Here is an 18,890-nt window from a genome sequence, read left to right on the forward strand (position 1 = left end):
TAACCCCTGATCAGGGCCAACGAGACTCTAATTCCGGCTGGTCGCATCCATGGGGGACGGGTCATGATCACCATGTTGCAGGGCAACGAGAACACCAAAAATCTGATCGACCGCCCGATGGAGTTCTTGGGCAACCTCTTGTTGCTGATCGTCGGTGGCAACGACACGACCCGGAACTCGATGAGCGGCGGTGTGCTTGCACTCAACCGCTTCCCTGACCAGTTCGATAAGGTGAAGGCGAACCCGGGCTTGATCCCCAATATGGTCTCGGAGATCATCCGGTGGCAAACTCCGCTGGCCTACATGCGCCGGATCGCCAAGGCAGACACAATTCTGAACGGCCAGTTCATCCGCAAGGGCGACAAAGTGGTGATGTGGTATGCCTCGGGCAATCGCGACGAGCGCGTGTTCGAACGACCGGACGAGTTCATAATCGACCGGTCCAACGCCCGCAACCATATCGCTTTCGGCTTCGGCGTCCACCGCTGCATGGGCAACCGGCTGGCCGAGCTGCAGCTTCGGATCCTCTGGGAGGAGCTGCTTCCTCGCTTCGAGAATATCGAGGTCGTGGGGGAGCACGAGTACGTGCAGTCCAACTTCGTGCGGGGCATCAGCAAGATGATGGTCCGCCTCACTCCGAAGGCAGACGTATGAGTGTACAGCGAGCTCTCATCGTCGGGGCCGGCCATGGTGGAGTCCAACTCGCGGCCAGTCTGCGCCAGGATGGGTGGACGGGCGAGGTCGTCCTCATCGGTGAGGAGCCGACTCTACCCTATCAACGCCCTCCGCTGTCGAAAGCCTATCTGGCCGGGAAGAGCACAATTGACGAGCTCGCGATCCGCAGCGCGGAATTCTATCGCAAGCAGGGAATCAAACTCGTGGATGCGACAGTAGAGGCGATCGATCGATCGGCTGGTCGCCTCGCACTGAGCACTGGCGACGCATTGCCCTATGACAAGCTCGCGCTGTGCACTGGTGCCCGCCCTCGTCGGCTCGCCACCTCGGGCGCCGATCTGGCAGGGGTCTACTACCTACGCACCGCCGCCGATGTCGAGATGATCCGAGCCGCTGCCCGCCCCGGGCGGCGGGCCGTGATCGTCGGCGGCGGCTACATCGGACTGGAGACGGCCGCCTCCCTGCGAGCGTTGGGACCCCGATATCGTCGCGGCTGGGGACTGCGCCAGTCACCGGATGGCCCGTTATGGCCGCCGTATACGCCTGGAGTCGGTGCCGAGCGCCAGCGAGCAGGCCAAGGTCGCAGCCGCGACCATCAACGGGAAGTCCAGGAAGATAGCGGCGCTTCCGTGGTTCTGGTCGGATCAATACGATCTCAAGCTCCAGATCGCCGGCCTCAACACCGGATACGACGAAGTCGTCCTCAGCGGGGACCCATCCGGGGACCGCGACTTCACCTGCTTTTACCTCCGCGCCGGCGAGCTCGTTGCCGCCGACTGTATCAACCGCCCCCGCGACTTCGTATTCAGTAAGCGGGCAATCACGCAGCAACTCCACATCAACCGGGACGAACTGTTGCTCGCCGGCTCGGCCTGAGGCCACGGTCTGTTGGGTGATGGCTACGCGGCAGTGCGTGGGGCGTAGGCCGGCTCAGCGGTGGCTGACCCGCTCTTGCTTCGATGCACCGGTTTTGCCCAACCCTCAGCCGATTGCGCGACGTTCAGTGCATAGCAGCCCGTCTCGTGTTCGGCCGATGGTTGCAGCCCCAGCAGTGCACGATTCGGGACTTAACCAGCCGACTCAGTCCTCGCTGAGGAGCTCGACGTCGTCGAGCCGGGTGAGCGGATCGGCGCCGAAACAGGAATCGCTGGGGATCGCGTCGGTTGTGTGGAGCCGCATCGTGGTTGCTGCCTACGCGTTGGCGTAGGCGTCACCGCCGACCCGACCGACCCGATCGACCGTCGGAGATCCGAGACCGCCAGTGTCTCCACGAGTTTCACTGCGGTGTATCGAGACCTCACATCGGAATGATGTATCGCTCCACCGACCGGAAGACCTTTGCGAGCCCGCAGAGCCACCGCGGGCCGGATCGCCTTCTCCGCAAACGTGGCGTCTTCGCTGGTCGAGCATTCCGAGCCGAGGACGCAGCCGGCGTAGGCATCGACGACGAACGCGGTAGACGAACATCGGTGATCAGGCGGATGTAGGTGAATCGGCCATGAGCCGCATGTTCTGCGCCAGAACCCGAAACTGCCGGTCCGCCAGGTCGGTCGCTCTCGACGCGGCCTGGTTCGGTTTGGTCATGCCGACCTTCTTGCCGCGCACGATCAGCCACTGCTATCGCGGGTCGCTAGTCGCACGAAGAAAGGTGTTGCCGCTTCGCGGATTCCGATCGTTCCTCGGATTCCCTATTCGTGCAGTGCAGCTGGCGAATCTCCCTCGCTGCCTCGGTCGACACGCCTTCGGCGCCGCCGGTGTCGACCGCGGCGCGGCGCACCCAATTGCGCAGGGCTTACGGGTCGCTCCGAGCCTCGCAGAGACCGCTTTCATCCCGCCGAAATGCGTGGGCACCATACCCGGGCGGTTCATCTGCCGGGGCTACCTGGTCGCGATCATTCCCGTCGATCAGGGCTTATGGGTGGAGTGGCAATGCCGAAGCAGGCAGTGCGAAACGGCGCCACCTAGCTGTATGAGGCCATGACGTTGGTGACGCCGGTGTCGAGGCGGCTGGCCGGGGGTCGGTCGCCGGCAGCAGTATGCGGCCGATGGTAGTTGTAGTGGACGTTCCAGATCCCGAGGGCCTCGCTGCGCTGCCGTTCGGAGGTCCATTCGCGGGCGTAGAGGAATTCCTCGGCCAGGATCCGGTTGTAGCGTTCCACCTTCCCGTTGTGGCGGGGCGTGTAGGGCTTGATGCGCTGGTGGCGGGCACCGTGCAGCACGGTCGCGAAGTCGTGGGCTCGGTAGCAGGACCCGTTGTCGGTGACGATCCGTTCGATGAACCTGATGCCGTGAGCAGCGAAGAACGCCCGGGCGCGGTGAGTGAATCCGATTGCTGTAGCAGCTTTCTCGTCGGTGAGTGCTTCGGTGTAGGCCAGTCTGGAGTAGCCGTCCACCGCTGAGTGGAGGTAGACGTATCCGGCTCGCGCGCCCTTCTTCTTGGCGCGGCCGACGGTTCTGGCTTGCGCTGATCCTTTGCCGTGGACGCGCCAGCCACCACCGTCGGGGATCCGTCCGACCTTCTTCACGTCCAGATGCATCATGTGACCGGGCCGGCGGGCTGTGATCCGGCGTGGTCTCCGGTTGTTCTCGCCGTTCGGGTCGATGAACCGGCGCCGGTGCAGTCCCAGGTGCTTCAACTGCCGGCCGACGGTCCGCACAGCGATCTCGACATCGTCGGTGGCGAGTTCGGTGGTGATCCGACGGGCGGACCACTTCTTGTCCCGCCGCAGCTTCTCGATCCGCACCACGACTTCTGGTCGGGTGGCCCTCGGTTGGTGGTGCGGAACGCTGGAGCGGTCCTGCAACCCGGCCTCACCGAACTGACGGTGACGGTTGACCCACTTCGATGCGCATTGCCGCGAGATGCCCATCTCGGCGGCGACATGGGCGATCGGGCGGGTTCGGCAGCGTTGCACGAGACGGCGGCGGCCTTCGATCGACAGCGGGGCATTACGGTGGGTCACGGACGGATCTTTCGGCTGGGGCGGATGGGGGATTGGCGTTTTCCATCCTGCCGCCGGGAGATCCGTCCCCCTTCAGCTCACCCCTGCCCCAGCGTCAACAACCTCATGACCCGCAACACCTAGCGACGGAAGCGCGGAGCAAAGTGCAGCCGGAGTAGTGACCGAGGGAGTATCTTCGGTGGCCGATGCCTGCCAACCCGCCCCTGCACCACAACCGCACCTTCCTCGGCCGTAGATGGGCGAGACTGCTCATGTGGATGGTGTCGTCGCACGTCGCGGTTGCTATCGGCCCGACTTTCGCCGGGGCGATATCGCTCGGTTGCCAGAGGGCCGCTCGCGCGTCCCGGGATCGATCGAAATCCTCTATTGACACTGCGTGAGCAGCACCACATACTCATACCCTGAGTATCTGGTACTTGCAGTAGTGCACAAGGAGGTGCCGTGAGCAGGGTGCGCTCGATAATGACCCGACGAGGTACGTCATACCGGCGAAGCCATTCCGATCATTCGGAGAACGAGCTATGCCGGATCGTCGACACTTTCATAGCGGGCGCGCCAGTTGCATTGCGGAGCGATACTCTTGGTTGGGACGGGAATCTGTGGTAATGCCTGAACGTAGCGCGCTATCGACGTCGACGAGGTTGCTCAGGGAAAACTTTTCCGAAACCGTAGTGTCGGCGCTCAGAACTTTTGGCCGGTCGACGCAGATGGCTTCTGAGTCGGCTGCGGGAGCAGTAAGCGATATCGTTCGTTTGAGATTCCAGTGGCGAGAGGCACTGAATCAAGCTTGGTATCTGATCACGGTTACTGCGATTCCGGCCATCCTGATGGCCGTGCCTTTCGGTGTCATCGTTTCCGTCCAGGTCGGAAACTTGATTCATCAAATCGGGGCGGACTCCCTGCTCGGTGCCGCTGGTGGATTGGGTGTGATCAAACAGGGCGCCCCCATGGCAACAGGGCTGCTGCTGGGTGCGGCCGGAGCGGCCGCAATCGCGGCGGATCTGGGTGCACGTAACATTCGCGAAGAAATCGATGCCATGCGAACGATGGGCATCAGCCCCTTGCACCGACTGGTTATTCCTCGGATGGTGGCGATGGTTTTCGTCGCGCCGATGCTCAATATCTTGATCATCTTCACGGGCGTGATAGCTGGATATGCGGTCGCAATCGGCCCCCAGGGAGTGACCCCCGGCAGCTACTGGGGAACGTTCGGCTCTTTCACCGTCGTCGCGGACATCGGTGTCTCGATAGCCAAGTCCGTGCTGTTCGGATTCATCGTGGTCGTGATCGCGTGCCAGCGGGGGCTCGAGGCAAAAGGCGGTCCGCGTGGAGTGGCGGATGGCGTGAACGCGGCTGTAGTTCTCTCCGTAGTTTCCATCGCCATCACGAACCTCATAATTACTCAGCTGGTGTCGATATTCCTTCCGACGAGGCTGGCCTAGATGTCGGAGGTAAAGGTTACTCCACCCCGGCTGGCGAGGCTCAGGAGAAGAATAGCGCCGTTCGGAGCGCGCATCGCGCCCCTGGAGTCGATCGGTTTCGTACTCGCGTTCGTTTGGGAGGCGCTGTCCGCGATCCCGTTCACGATCAGGCGATATCGAGCCGAGACTATGCGCGTGATCACGGATATGACATGGGGCCAAGGGTCCATTATCGTCGGCGGTGGAACTGTACCGATGCTGGTGGTACTCGGTCTGGTGATCGGAGGCTCGGTCGGTGTAGAGTCCTTCACCACTCTCAACCTGATCAGCATGGGGCCGGTGACCGGCATCGTTTCGGCCTTTGCCAATACACGGGAACTTGCACCGATTGCTGCGGGCGTCGGGTTCGCCGCACAAGCCGGATGCCGTATTACGGCCCAAATCGGCGCTATGCGGATCTCCGAGGAGATCGATGCACTCGAGTCGCTTGGACTGCGATCGATACCGTTCGTTGTGACCACCCGGGTCATAGCCGGGGCCGTGGCAATCATTCCGACATTCTTGATCGCCTTGATCCTGAGTTATGCCGCTTGTCGCGCGGTGATCGTGCAAATTCATGGCCAAGCCGCCGGTGTCTACGATCACTATTTTTATCAATTCATCAGCGGCTGGGATGTGACGGCTTCGGTGATAAAGGTTCTCGTATTCGGGACGGCTGTGATTCTTATCCACAGCTATCATGGGTTCTTCGCCGTTGGTGGGCCAGAAGGCGTCGGAATCGCATCTGGACGTGCTGTCCGTGCCAGCTTTGTGGCAATCATCGGTTTGGATATGGTGTTGACCCTCCTCTTGTGGGGCGTCAACTCCTCCATCGAATTTACGGGGTGAGAAACGATGTCTCGCTATGAAACGCCGGGTGTGTCGACATCGAAGCGGTCATCGGTCATGCTGGGTGTTCTCGCCGTGATCATAGTGATCGTAGTAGCCTTGACCTGGACTGTTGTGATGGCCCTCCAGGATGATAATCGAATAGTGGTACTGCTGCGTACCGAGTCCATCGGCGACGGGATCACCGTCGGAACACCCGTTCGATTCGACGGTATCGAGATAGGTGATGTTTCGGGGATCGAATCGGACGGTGGGGCGAAACAATTGATTCTCAGACTGGAAAGCGCCGAATCGGCAGGTCTCACGGACGGGCTATTCGTCGACTACTCGCCATCGAACTTGTTCGGCATCAGTGAAATTGCGCTGAAACCAGGTGATGGTGGGGCTCCATTACGGGATGGCAGTATCGTCGATTTGACGGGGCCGCGAGCAGACCGGCAACGAGACGCAACGATGGGTGTTCTCATCCGCAGCGTGGCTCAAGCAACTGGAGACATTCTCGTCCCGGAATTGACCGAGATCCTGACACGGGGCGCGACAATAGCCCGGCAATTCACACCTCTCATGGAGGCAATCGTTGTATCCAGCCGGAACATTGCTGAAACCCAGACGATGCCGATATCGCAGCTGCTGGACCAATACGGTTCCATGCTAGTCGGGACTGCATCGATGATCGACGGTACGGTCGGCCTCATAAATCGGCTCACCACGATCGAGATCTTGAATACGGATCGTGAGCTGTTCGATACGACTGTCAATACTGTAGGTCGGGAGTTCTTTCCTGGGCTGGCGGAAACTCTATTCGCGGCTCAGGGTCATCTGTCGGACTATGCGGCTATGCTCGCTCCGGTTCTGTCAACGGCCAGCAGAATGGTACCTACGCCCGGCGTCTCGAGCACGCAGCTCACTGAACTCCTATCACGTCTAGACCGATCATTCACGTCGACTCCAGACGGTCCGATTCTGAACATCGAGTTGGTTCTCGATATGGTTCCACCGTTCACCGCGTTCTTGCCGGGGCTTCTTCCGCCTACATCCAACATCGGAGGTGGCCGATGACAAGACAGCGTAGTCTTCTGGCGACCAGCGCAAAACTTATTGTGTCTGCCGTCGTGATCACTGTGCTGCTCGCAATCATCGTTCAGACGGTGCAACGCCCCGTATCTGGAGACGCGGTAGAATTCTCGGCTGAATTCGTCGACGCGAACGGCCTCAAGGCCGGCGACGATGTTCGTATGGATGGTCTCCGAGTTGGCGAGGTACGATCGATTACCTTGGATGCCAGGGGTCGAGCGGTGGTTGGATTTGCGGTCCAGCGCAATCACCCGATCTACGAGAACACTGTGCTGGCGATTCGCTATCAGAACCTCGTAGGACAGCGATATCTCGATGTTCAACAATCATCGCCGACCACAGCGGAGTTGACGGCCGGACATAAGATCGATATTGCCAACACGATCCCGTCGTTCGACATTACGAATCTATTCAACGGCTTACAACCGGTACTCGCAGAGCTGTCGCCCGAAGCGGTGAACAAGTTCGCAGAGAACATGATCGCTGTCATCGAGGGAGACGGAGCGGGCGTCGGTTCCGTCCTCGACTCTATCGAAGCCTTGTCCAACTATGCGCTGGACAGGCAAGCGGTAGTCACCGTTCTGGTCGGAAATCTCAAAGAGATATCCGACCATATCGGTGGCCGATCCTCGCATCTCGTCCGACTTGTCTCGGAGCTGGCCTCGGTTGTGTCCACGTTGCGTAGCAAGGTGGATGGAATTGTCGAATTCGCCCTCATGGCACCAGACGTGATCGCGCCATTGAACGGCCTTCTCGAGGCCTTCGGCTTGACGACCGGACCTAACGCCGATGCCGATGCCCTGTTGGGGGCAGTATTTCCGGACCCGGAACAGGCGGTCGAGGTGCTGCGGAAGCTGCCGGCCGTTCTCGAGACACTGAATGCGTGGGTTCCCGCCGATGGACCGGTCATCAATCGTAACTGCTCGAACGGCAACGCTGAAGTTCCGGCGCCGTTACATATGTTGATCAGTGGGCAAAGGATCTCGATATGCGAGCGGTGATCAGTAAGCTACTCCGTGTTCGCGGAGGAACCGCGTTGCAGTCGGTGAGTGCTCCTCTTCGAAGCATGGACCGAGAATTGCGCTGGGCTGGCGTCGGGGCCGCAGTGATGGGAGCGGTCTTGACGGCGAGCGTAGTAGTCTACGTAGTACCTTTCGACGAGTCCACATACTGGGCGGAAATGCCGGAAGTGGGCTCGGTCAAGGTTGGCGATGACGTCCGAATCGCGGGTGTGCCGGTCGGCGCGGTGAAGTCCATCGAGCTGAGCCGAAGAAACGTTCGAATGAGCTTCACCGTCGACAGCGACATCTTCATCGGTGACCAGACGAGTCTCGATGTCCGTATGCTGACACTGATTGGCGGCCGCTACCTCGCGGTGACACCGGCGGGGAATTCTGCGTTACATTCGTCCATTCCCGCCGAGAGGGTCCATCTTCCGTACAGCCTGGGTCGGAGTTTTGAGGACGCGATTCGGCCGATCGATGATATCGATGGCGATACGTTGCGTCAGAATTTGACGAACATGAACGCTGCGATTGCCAGTGGACCGTCCGGCATTCGCCGAGCAACGGAGGCATTCGGATCTCTGGTCGACATCCTCGACCGCCAGAACCGTGACATTTCGGACACGCTCGCGATGGCGGACGAGTATCTCGGCGCGATCAACGAGTCGAAGGCGACACTCGGCGGAATGATCGACAGCGTCAATCTGATGGAGACAGTGGGCCTCGACAAAAAGGCCGAGATCTACGAAGCCGTCCGGCTGATGGACGAGCTTCTCGCGCGTATCGCGGGCCTCGAGCCGGCGTATCGATCCAGGTTGCAATCCGTTGCGCGAGCCCTGGCCGACGTCATCCCTGAGCTGGAAAGTCTGGGTGAAGAGATGGGACAGGTTGTCACGAATACGCGCGACCTACTGGCGCGGCTCCAGCCGATCGCGTCGTCGAAGGAAGGGCTCGTGGTCGACCAATCCGCGACAGTTGTCCCGGTGCCGTCGGTGTGTATTCCGGTCCCCGGAAAGGAGTGCTGACGATGAATAAGCTCTTGGCGTCCCGGGGTCTCATGTCCGTTCTCGGTGTCGCGGTCGTATGTGCAATTCTGATCGTCGGATACTTCGTGATCATCGAGCCTCCCAAGAGGATGCGTAGCTACTGCGCGAATATGCCGGATGCAATCGGCTTGTACGCCGGGAACCATGTCACCATGCGAGGGGTCAGAGTCGGCTCGGTGACGCGTATCGAACCTCATGGTGACATGGTCCGTGTCGAATTCGAGGTAGAGGTAAACCATTCGCCCCGCGGTCAGGTGTCAGCTACTACCGTATCCGACACAATCGTCGCGGATCGATCGCTTGCATTACTCGATGACAGCGAAGCCGAGCATGAATGGGATTCCGGACAGTGCATTACCCGTACACTGACACCAAAGAGCATGTCGCAGACTATGAATGCGCTGGGCAACCTCGCTGCAGAGATCACCGATGGAAATGGTTCGACACAGCGTGAAAGGCTTGCGGATGAGCTCGCGGCCTTAGATGCCGCATTATCCGGAACAGGACCTGAAATGAATGATACGATCCTCAAGTTGGGTCGTGCTCTCAATTCCCCCAATGCTGCTATCGGGCATATCGGTGCGCTTATCGACTCACTGCGATCATTATCGGACAGCATGGCCGGCGGATGGGGCGATATCAAGGCCATGATCACTCGTCTGGCTCCAGGTCTCGAAGTGATCGATCGTGGCATCTTTGAGCGCACCGTGTCGATTATCGATTCGTTGCGGATCATTGTGCCATGGTTGAACGAGATTACTTCAATGTTTGGTGACCAAATTCTCGAAGCGCTGAACGCGACAGTCCCATTAGCGCGTCTCGCCCGTGCGAATATCGGCTCGGTACAAGAAATAATCGACCTGACGCCACCGCTGGTGCAGGCTTTTCAGAGGGCGACGGCGCAGGAGGGTGGTTCACCGATCTTGACTTACGCGGCGCCGGTGGCTCAGCTGCCGCCGGCGGACGCAGAGCGGGTATGCGCGACCATCGAGCGTGTCGTGCCAGGTAGCTGCAAGTCCGCTGAGAACGGGTTGGAGAAGGTTTCGGTTCTTCCGTTGATATTCGGGACGGCAGGTGCGCGGTGATGGTTCTGCGACGAGTCGTATGGGCGCGATCTGCTCGTGAGCGTGGTGGTCGGTTCATCGCTGCGGCCGCGGTGGCAATGGTGTGCATAGTTCCCGGATGTGGATTCGATCCCGCGGAGGTTCCCGTTCCGGGGACCGGAATTTCTGGAGACCGGTACGGTATCCGGATTCTGTTCGCTGACGCCTTGAATCTGCCAGCGCGAGCGAAGGTTACAGTCGATGGTCTGCGAGCAGGGGTCGTGCGCGATGTGTCACTGGTCGACGCGGGCAAGGACCACGACGGGTATGTTGCCGTCGATGTCGACCTGATGGCGTCGGTTCGATTGCCGGTCGGCACCACCGCTGAACTCCGCCAGCCGACGATACTTGGCGATGTCTCCATCGCGCTGATGACTCCGCCGACCGGCACGCAGGATGCCCTTCCCCCGGGCGCCACCATCGGATTGGACAAGACGAAGCCGCTGCTGCAGGTTGAGGACACCATGAACGTACTCGCGACCTTCGTCCAAGGAGGAGGGATTCAACAGGCTCAGGAGATAATGAACCGCGTGAACGGGGTGCTGCCGATCGACACTCGGCAGACTGCTTCGATATCCGAGGTAGTCGGTGCGGATATCATTGACCTGGCCAACCACCTGGATGCCGTCGACGCAATGCTGAACGGTCTGCGCGCGAACACGGACGTGGTGCAGCGTAGAACCCCTGAACTGGAGTATTTGCTGACCGAGTCGGGGGTGAGCCAGGCCGCTGCTTCGATGACTTCCATGATCGGGTTGATCACGTTGTACGACGGATTCAAATTGCTCACAGAATCTCTCCGGTGGGTCGGCCCCCTGGCGCAATCGGGCAATGAGGCCGCACGTGCCTTCGTGCCGCTATTGTTCACTCGCCGCCCGCTTGATCTGAACGCCCCCTCGAATTTGAACAAAGCCGTGGCCATTTTGCGCGAAAAGGTTATTCCATTTGTTGAGCGCGGTCCGAAGGTTGATATTGTAGGCATTGAAGGCGTCGGCCCCATATCGGACGACGATCGGATAGACAGTATTCTTGCGTCGCTGCGGATGATCGGAGTGGTTCGATGAAGCCAAGTTCCGTGCTATCCCTGGTGTCGATCGGAATCGTGCTGGTCTTGGGCACCGCATACCTAACATTCGGTGTGCTTCGAGTTGATTGGTTTTCTGGCAGGACTGTTGTGACCATGGCTCTGCCGAGGACCGGGAGTTTGCTACCCGGTTCCCCGGTCCTGTTGAGAGGAGTGAAGGTAGGAGAGATCGACTCTATCGACAAGGCCGAGCGTGGTGTCGAATTGGTGCTGAGTCTCGATCCCAAGTACAGGGTTCCTGCGACCGGCAGCGCTACTGTTGAGGACCTGTCGGGGTTGGGGGAGCCCTATATCGAGTTCGTACCGAATACTGATGCCGGGCCCTACCTGGCCGACGGTCAGCGTATCGACGCGGTTGAAGTGGCTCTACCCCGCTCGATACCTGATGTGGCGCATACTGTCACCCATCTGGTCGAGCAACTGAACCCACAGGCGATCAGCAATATCGTCAAGACCTTGGATCAGACGTTGTCGGGGACGGAAGCCGTGATGCCGCGTCTGGCGGCATCGACAACGCTGCTTTCGGAAACGATTCTGAGTAGGTCACCCGAAATCCGGAATATCTTGAAGAATTTGCAAACAATGGGTGCTGATATGGAGTGGGCCGAGCAGTCGATGACCGCCGCCGGCCCTCTGTGGGAGGAAGCCGGAGCGTGGGGCGCACTCATCGCGGACTCTCTGGCGCGACTGTCTCGAATCGGCAATATGCCCGGGGACTATATCGAAGGAAACGGACTTATTCCCTTCCTTGATAAAGTGACGTCTTACATCAATGAGATCGGCCCCGATCTTCGTGATCTGGTCCCGGCGGTACAGCCACTGGCGGAAAGCGCGTCGAACTCCATGGCGCAAATCAACATAAGCGACCTGATAGATCGTGCACTCAGTGTCACGGGGGACGGTGCTTTGCGAATGCGGATCGCTGTCAAATAGATGTGAAAGAACGAGAGACACCGGAGCTGATTATGCCCACAGAAGATTCTCATGATACTGACCGCGAAGCTGCGGAAGAAAAGCCGGTTGACGCGGGTGTGCCTCGGACGTCGGTCAAGGGTGGCTCGAGCGCACGCGGGTCGGAGAGGTCGTTCTCGATAAGCCTGCGTTCTCTGGCCTTGGGAACCGCAGTAGCCCTCCTTGTTGTCGCGGTGGCCGTTTCGATTCCGTTGTGGCTCTCGGCTAGGAGCGAGTTGAAAGATCGGGACGCTGTCGTAGCCTCGGAGAAGCGCGCCGAAGAAGTAGCGTCTGAGTATGCAGTCGGAGCCTCGAATATCGACTATCAGAATTTCGACCAGTGGGTTCGTGGTTTGAAGTCCAACGTCTCGCCCGTTCTTGCAAACAAGTTCGATGCCACTGCTCCGCAGCTGAAAGAAATTGTGCTGCCACTGAAGTGGAGTTCTAGTGGAGTTCCCATCGCGGCGACAGTGCGCTCCGAACGATCGGGTGTCTACGTCGTCAACGTGTTCCTGAATGTGACATCGAAGAGTGCGCAGATACCGGAGGGTGCGCAAACGACTGTTACCTATACCGTAACAGTTGACAAGAATCTGGATTGGAAGGTAACAGATGTCGGTGGTGTCGACTCGGCACTCCCGGCCAAATAGTCACCGGGGTTTTTCGACGTTGAGGAGCTTGGAATAATGACTTCGATTTCCAGCGCGGGTGTTCCCTGCCGCCGACTCGCTCTCACACGGGACGACGGTCCGACATTGCAGATCACCGAATGGGGCTCGCAGACCCCGCGAGTGACTATGGTCTTGACCCATGGACTCGCGTTGTCGCACGAGAGTTGGGAGGACGTTGCTCAGCTTGTGATCGCTGCGGACCCGACTATTCGCGTCGTCACCTACGACCATCGGGGACACGGGGATTCGGAGTCGGCTCCGGCCAGCCTCGAGATTCTTGCGGATGATCTTGCGACTATTCTTTCGGAAACTGTGCCTACGGGTCCGGTCGTATTGGGTGGTCATTCGATGGGAGGGATGACTCTCATGGCCTTGGCTGAACGTCACAGTGAGGTGCTCGGACCGAGAATCCTCGGCGTCGCGTTGGTGTCGACAGGGGCGGGCGATATTCTGGGAAATATGATGCGCAGCAAATTCTGGCGAAGGCTGATAATGCTGGGTCTGGAGGCGCTACCCTATATCAGGATTCCTTCCCGGCCGCTTTTCCTGATGCGGCAGTCGACACGAGGCATCCTATTCGGAGCGCGTCCTCGTCGGCACGATATGAACCGTGCTGTGCTGCAGCTCGCGAAGAGCAATTCTCGCAATGTCGCGGAGCTGACCCGTTCGATACTCTCTCACAAACGTTACGGCGTGCTGGGCAGATTCAGCTGTCCCGTCGTCGTGCTGGTCGGGTCTCGTGACCGCCTGACCCCCGTTCATCACTCGCGTGCGCTTCGGCATCGTATTCCAGGGAGTCATTTGGTCATCTTCGAAAAGGCTGGGCACTACCTGCCCTACGAACGCAGCGGTGAGGTGGCCGTCCATCTCCTCGGATTGACTCGGGAAGCGCGCATACGCGAAGCAACCGTCGCATAGCGGCATTAACAGTCGTCATACGCTGAGGGTAACGATAGGCGAATAGTTCGCTATCAGAGCTTGATATCGGTCCGGGAACCGCGGAACGCCCTTTCTCAACAGCCGGATGATGACTGTCAGGGTAGTGGGTGCAGCCGCAGCGCGCTGGGGCCGATGTCGTATAGTCCAGCGTCGGCTGCCGGTGCCGCTAGTTGTGGTCGGCTTTGAAGCCACCGATTTCAATGCGGGTTCCAGCTGGCTGTTTCAGCGGTTGCGGCCCGGCGCGCGGGTTCGCAACCTTGTTGTCGAACGTCTCGGCGAAGCTGTTGTTCAAGGTTGTGCCCGGCGGCAGGTACCGAGCTACAGAACATGCTGGTCACCATCATCGGTCCGCCGCCCCGGTTTTAGGTTGGACAACGGTCGGGAGATGATTTCGGTTGCCCTGCAACCAGTTCTGCGCCGACCGGGTCGGAGTATCCTAAGCGGTGACGGGACCCGGTAGTCGGTCCGCCGCGTGTGAGAACCGGTTGTAGGGGATGCAGGGTTGTAGCGTATCCGGCTGGGGCGTTGCAGCCCAGGCCGGAATCTCTTCGGCGGTGATTGTATTCTTCCTTCCAGTCGCTGATCACGACGCGGGCTTGGGTCAACGACCAGAAGCTGTTGATGTTGGGGCATTCGTCGCGTCGGCGGCGGCTGAACCATTCAATGTAGCCGTTGCGGCAGGGTCGGCTAGTGTGACGAACGCTGAGCAGACCCGTTCCGCCGCCCAGTCGCCTGGCACGCGAAATTGGTCTGTTGCCGCAGCGCAGGGCGGCGGGGTAGCTGCGATCGACAGCGATTCGTTGATGAGTCCGTCGGCGGTGATCGATCGTTCCACCAGCCGGCCCAAGCATTCGCGGGTGTGTTTCATCGACGATGGAGACGATCTTGACCGGGCGTGCGTCGTCGCTGGCATCGAATCGGAAGTCCACTGCCCATACACGGTTGGGTGCCTTTGCCTCCGTGGTGGTGGTGGTTTCCAGGCGTTTCGGCGCCGCAGCGGCCCTCGTAATCCCTCGTCGCGCCAGAGGCGTTGGATTTTCTTGTGATTGACTGTCCAGCACTCGCTGCGGGCGCCGTGGTAGGCGCGGCGGAATCCTTGCCGTGGATGGGTTTCGTCCAGGCACGCAGCCATTCACGCAAAGCCGCATCGGGATGTGCATTGGTGTCGGTGGTTCGAACGCGCCGTTGTATACTTCGATGTTCGCCGGTAACCGGCAGGCGAACCTTTCGCGGACCCCGAGCACCCGCACCAGGTGCGCCACGGCCGCCCGCCGGCGTTCCGGGTCTAGAAGGTTCCCTTGGCGATCTCGTTCAATGCAGCTTTCTCTAGCTTCGCCTCGCCGAGAAGACTTTTCAGAGTGGAGTGTTCGCGTTCGGGGCCCTTCAACCGTTTGCCGTCGCCGGCCTTCAGCCCGCCGAACTGGTTGCGCCACCGTTAGTAGGTGGCCATGGTGATCTGCAGTGACGGCGACTTCCTTATTCTCGCCCAGCAGGTGGACGGCCTTGCTCAGCTTGCGCACGGCCTGTGGAGGTGTGTGCCCTTTTCGTGTCGCCATAGTCATCGAGCGTTCCTGCCCACTACGTGGGCGGCAATGCTCTCACAGCCGCCGGACCAAATCTCATCGGGTCAGGTCAGACGAATTCGCAAAGCGCGCACCACTTGAACCTACCTATCCTCGATGATCAGACACTGCCCATTCGACCTACGGGTCGCTATGCGATGCATTGGGGACAACGCAACTGACTATGGATCGAGTGTTCGCCGCACTGATGCCATCGATCGGTCATTGGCGTGGGCATCCGATCGACTGGTTCGAGCGGCGTGTGTAGGCCAGGGGAGGTGACGTCGGCGGCGCCGTCGGATACCGCTTTCGGCGGCTTTTCGTGGAGGGGAAAGTGGGACGAGGATCAGAACCCCGGCTATGGTGATCGCTGCCAGCGCGAGCGCCGAATGTTCCACCCCACTCCAAAAGGCATCCTTCGCATAGTCGGCGAGAGGTCTTCCTACATTACCGGCACGCTCAGCGACTTCAAGGGCACCGGCCAGGGAACTGCGGACCGGAGCGCGCGCGGGCTCGGGAAGGCGGTCCAGCACCTCGTTGATCCTCGAGGTATAGCTCGCGGACAAAATGCTACCGGAGACGGCAATGCCGATGGCCGCGCCGACTTCGCGAGTCGCGTCGTTGACCGCAGCGGATACCCCGTGCTTCTCCAACGGTGTGTCGAGCATGATCGCGTTGGTCGCGGGGGCGGCCGACAAGCCCAGCCCGGCGCTCATGATCAACAGGGGCCAGAGAACGTCGAAGTACGACGAACCGGTGTCGAGGCGAAGGATGGCGAGTAAGCCGACGGCGATGGTCAGAAGACCGGTCGCTGTCGTCACCCGCAATCCCGCCCATGCAGCGATTGCCGGCGACACGAGTGACATCACGATGAGCGGAACGACCATCGGCGCCAGCGCCAGCGCCGAGCCGAGGGCATCGAACCCGAGGATGAGCTGGAAGTGCTGTACCAGTAGGTACATCACACCGAAAGTCACGAGAAACTGGATGGTTATCGATAGCGCGCCGCTTGAGAAGCCCCGGCGGCGGAACAGGCTCACGTCCAGTAGCGGGTGCTCGGCACGCACCTCGGTGAGGATAAATGCCACGGTGCCGATTACTCCCGCCGCACCTGCGACAAGAACCCGGACATCCGTCCAGCCGCGCGACGGACCCTCGATGACCGCGAACACCGACGTGCCGATGGCGAGCACGACCCAGAACATGCCGAGAAGATCGAACGGCGGGAGTTCGGCGTCCTGTGAATCGGGCACGGTGAAGGCCAGAACCAGCAGTAGTAGTGCGACGACGGTCAGACCGACGAAGATCGAATGCCACGACCACTGGGTAAGAAGCAGACCGGATCCCACCATGCCGATCACGCCACCCGAGCCGGCGATCCCGGCCCAGACTCCGACCGCGTACGACCGCTTCTCCACTGGGAGGTTGCTTGTCAGAAGCGAGAGGGTCGCCGGCATGACGAAAGCTGCTCCTGCGCCCGCCAAGGCCCGGGAGGCAATGAGTGCCGCAGGAGTATCGAGAAATACAGGCACAACTGAAGCGGCCGCGAAGACCGCCAGGCCGACGATTAGAACGCGTCGGCGCCCATACCGATCGCCGATCGCGCCAGCGGGCAAAACCAAGCAGGCGAGGACCAGCGTGTATCCGTCGACGATCCAAGTGAGAGCATTTTGATCTGCGCCGATGTCGAGCGCAAGGGCAGGCAGAGCGGTGTACAGCGCTGCCATGGCCGCAACAACCAATGCTACTGCGGCACAGGTTATGGCCAGCGTCCAAGCCGCGGAGTTGCGGTCGCGAAGCCGGTCTCCAAAGCTGATCATGTCGGTATCCTGGTCCCTTCGGGGCGTCGTCGGCATTCGCGTAGGTCCTACGGCTCAGCTTTGCGTAGCTTCTACTTCCTCCAGCGTCGTCGGCACGTGATAGGGCGGTCGTCCTCTGCCCTGAACTCGATAGCGGCCCCAGAAGTCACGATCGCCGATGGTCGCCGGCGCCTCGCCCGTACTGGTCCGGATCAGCACGGAACGTCGGCGTCCCCCTAACAGATTGTCGAGTTCGTCGTTCTGGCGGATGCGCCCGTACCAGCTGAAGCGGCCGTCGATGGGTTGGAAATAGCCGCGCAGTTCGACTTGCACCTCGACGTCGTCGGTTGCGATCACCACTGTGGCCGGCCCGATGTAGTCAGAGGCATCGTGCGGACTCTGAGACTTCACTGTGAACTCCTCCGTTTGGTCGATAGTCGACGCCAGCGATCGGATCGCCCGGCACTGGGGCCAAGTAGCCCGGCGTCGGGATCGGGGCCGGCCCTTGACAAGCCGCGCCGCCGGGGTCAAAGTTACCTCATACCCCAAGTATCCGCTACTGCCCGTATTGCACTCTTGAGCGGATACCGGGTTACTGCCACCGGACGTTGATCCGGACAGGATGTATCGATGCAGAGTCATCGATCGAGTCTCAAAGGAGCGACAGATGACGACCAGTGACGTCAGGGCCGAGACCAACGGGCAGATTGCCGTAACCACCGACGGTATGGCGCGCGTGAGCGGTCGGCGACCCATTGACCTGCAACGATCGGCCGGACGACTGCTCAAGACTTCCGTAGAGAAGTTCTACGACGCCGAAGTCGACATCGACTGGGATAGTCCGTGGCTGCCGGATAAGGCGTGGTTCCCCGAGCATCGCCTGTCCCTCTACGGCACCGGTCTGTGGAACCGGCTTTCCGAGGAACAGAAGATCGACCTGGGCAAACATGAGTTGGTGAGCATCCTCAGCTTCGGGATCTACGCCGAGAATTTGCTGAGTATGGCGTTGCTACGGCTGAACACGACGGGTGATCTCGTCGACAACAAGGCCCTATACGCACTTGCCGAGGTTGGCGACGAGAGCCGCCATTCCACAATGTTCGCGCGTCTGATCGCCAAAACGGGGATCCCGCCCTACAAGCTTCCGCCGGGGTTTCTGTCGCTGGCGAAGATCCTGCATTTCGTCCCGCTCGGGCCCTCGATCCAGGGCGCGACCTTGCTGATCGAGGAGATTCTCGATCGGGCACAGCGTGAAGCGATGAACGACGAACGCCTACAACCGCAGGTCCGGCAGTTGATGAAAATTCACGTGCTCGAGGAGGCCCGCCACATCACGTTCGCGCGCTCCGAGCTTGTCGAGGGTATGCGGTCGCGAGGCCGGATCTCGCGGGCATGGCACCGCGGCGTCCTCGCAGTTGTCGCGAACCTGTCCTACCCGATCTTGATCAATCCCAAGCTGTACCGTGCTGTCGGCGTGCATCCTCTGCGGGGGTTCCTCGCTTGCCAATTCGGCCCGCACTACCGGGAGAACCTGCAGTTCATGTCCGAGCCGATGATCCGATTCTTCGATGAGGCAGGAATGATGGAAGGTCGCTTCACCATGTTCCTTTGGCGCCTGACGAGGAGCCTCCCCGACGATATCGCCCGGCGGTGAACAGACTCGGACCGGCGTGAACAGCACCACGCATATTGCTAAGCGCAAGTCGCGCC

Annotated in this window: 15 protein-coding genes and 3 pseudogenes; 13 read left to right on the forward strand and 5 right to left on the reverse strand. The window is 60.3% G+C overall.

What is annotated here, in order from left to right; all coding sequences use genetic code 11:
• Positions 1-63: 63 nt before the first annotated feature.
• Positions 64-654: pseudogene (locus tag OHB21_RS13035) on the forward strand (cytochrome P450); the annotation flags it as partial.
• Positions 651-1,551: pseudogene (locus tag OHB21_RS13040) on the forward strand (NAD(P)/FAD-dependent oxidoreductase). The pseudogenes OHB21_RS13035 and OHB21_RS13040, both read left to right, overlap by 4 nt.
• A 597-nt stretch (positions 1,552-2,148) precedes the next feature.
• On the opposite strand, the gene OHB21_RS13045 reads toward OHB21_RS13040, so the two are convergent.
• Both OHB21_RS13045 and OHB21_RS13050 read right to left on the reverse strand, forming a co-directional pair.
• A complete protein-coding gene (locus OHB21_RS13045; protein ID WP_267464434.1) occupies positions 2,149-2,280 on the reverse strand; it encodes a hypothetical protein in 132 nt (43 codons plus the stop codon).
• Between the two features lie 356 nt (positions 2,281-2,636).
• Positions 2,637-3,638: an IS481 family transposase gene (locus OHB21_RS13050; protein ID WP_328435373.1), complete on the reverse strand. Its 1,002-nt coding sequence runs from the start codon at positions 3,636-3,638 to the stop codon at positions 2,637-2,639.
• A gap of 605 nt (positions 3,639-4,243) precedes the next feature.
• Here OHB21_RS13050 and OHB21_RS13055 point away from each other — a divergent pair.
• From OHB21_RS13055 to OHB21_RS13100, 10 genes are all read left to right on the forward strand, one after another.
• Positions 4,244-5,080: an MlaE family ABC transporter permease gene (locus tag OHB21_RS13055; protein WP_043737830.1), complete on the forward strand. Its 837-nt coding sequence runs from the start codon at positions 4,244-4,246 to the stop codon at positions 5,078-5,080.
• Positions 5,081-5,947, forward strand: a complete 867-nt coding sequence (locus OHB21_RS13060) for an MlaE family ABC transporter permease (RefSeq protein ID WP_043737831.1) — start codon at positions 5,081-5,083, stop codon at positions 5,945-5,947.
• Between the two features lie 6 nt (positions 5,948-5,953).
• Positions 5,954-7,006: an MlaD family protein gene (locus OHB21_RS13065; RefSeq protein ID WP_195142912.1), complete on the forward strand. Its 1,053-nt coding sequence runs from the start codon at positions 5,954-5,956 to the stop codon at positions 7,004-7,006.
• A complete protein-coding gene (locus OHB21_RS13070; RefSeq protein WP_043737834.1) occupies positions 7,003-8,022 on the forward strand; it encodes an MlaD family protein in 1,020 nt (339 codons plus the stop codon). The genes OHB21_RS13065 and OHB21_RS13070 overlap by 4 nt, the downstream gene beginning before the upstream one ends.
• A 65-nt stretch (positions 8,023-8,087) precedes the next feature.
• Entirely contained in the window at positions 8,088-9,050 is a 963-nt protein-coding gene (locus OHB21_RS13075) for an MlaD family protein (protein WP_051047371.1), read from the forward strand.
• Positions 9,051-9,052: 2 nt separating this feature from the next.
• On the forward strand, positions 9,053-10,156 hold the full coding sequence (locus OHB21_RS13080; RefSeq protein WP_043737862.1) for an MlaD family protein: 1,104 nt from the start codon (positions 9,053-9,055) through the stop codon (positions 10,154-10,156).
• Positions 10,157-10,233: 77 nt separating this feature from the next.
• On the forward strand, positions 10,234-11,238 hold the full coding sequence (locus tag OHB21_RS13085; RefSeq protein WP_043737836.1) for an MlaD family protein: 1,005 nt from the start codon (positions 10,234-10,236) through the stop codon (positions 11,236-11,238).
• Positions 11,239-11,354: 116 nt separating this feature from the next.
• Complete coding sequence (locus OHB21_RS13090; RefSeq protein WP_228815887.1) at positions 11,355-12,191, forward strand: MlaD family protein; 837 nt, start codon at positions 11,355-11,357, stop codon at positions 12,189-12,191.
• A 32-nt stretch (positions 12,192-12,223) separates the two neighbouring features.
• Entirely contained in the window at positions 12,224-12,859 is a 636-nt protein-coding gene (locus tag OHB21_RS13095) for a hypothetical protein (RefSeq protein WP_228815885.1), read from the forward strand.
• Between the two features lie 105 nt (positions 12,860-12,964).
• Complete coding sequence (locus OHB21_RS13100; RefSeq protein ID WP_084538232.1) at positions 12,965-13,798, forward strand: alpha/beta fold hydrolase; 834 nt, start codon at positions 12,965-12,967, stop codon at positions 13,796-13,798.
• Between the two features lie 527 nt (positions 13,799-14,325).
• Here the strand turns inward: OHB21_RS13100 and OHB21_RS13105 are convergent.
• The 3 genes and pseudogenes from OHB21_RS13105 to OHB21_RS13115 form a co-directional block, all read right to left on the reverse strand.
• Positions 14,326-15,381: pseudogene (locus OHB21_RS13105) on the reverse strand (integrase core domain-containing protein); the annotation flags it as partial.
• 182 nt (positions 15,382-15,563) lie between these two features.
• A complete protein-coding gene (locus tag OHB21_RS13110; RefSeq protein ID WP_051047379.1) occupies positions 15,564-17,201 on the reverse strand; it encodes an MFS transporter in 1,638 nt (545 codons plus the stop codon).
• A 54-nt stretch (positions 17,202-17,255) separates the two neighbouring features.
• Positions 17,256-17,591, reverse strand: a complete 336-nt coding sequence (locus OHB21_RS13115) for a DUF4873 domain-containing protein (RefSeq protein ID WP_014349813.1) — start codon at positions 17,589-17,591, stop codon at positions 17,256-17,258.
• A 256-nt stretch (positions 17,592-17,847) separates the two neighbouring features.
• On the opposite strand from OHB21_RS13115, the gene OHB21_RS13120 reads away from it, so the two are divergent.
• The gene (locus OHB21_RS13120; protein WP_014349814.1) at positions 17,848-18,834 is read left to right on the forward strand and encodes an AurF N-oxygenase family protein; all 987 of its coding nucleotides are present in this window, start codon (positions 17,848-17,850) and stop codon (positions 18,832-18,834) included.
• Positions 18,835-18,890 lie beyond the last annotated feature (56 nt).

The sequence above is a fragment of the Nocardia puris genome, from assembly GCF_036051655.1.
GTDB classification, from domain to species: domain Bacteria; phylum Actinomycetota; class Actinomycetes; order Mycobacteriales; family Mycobacteriaceae; genus Nocardia; species Nocardia puris.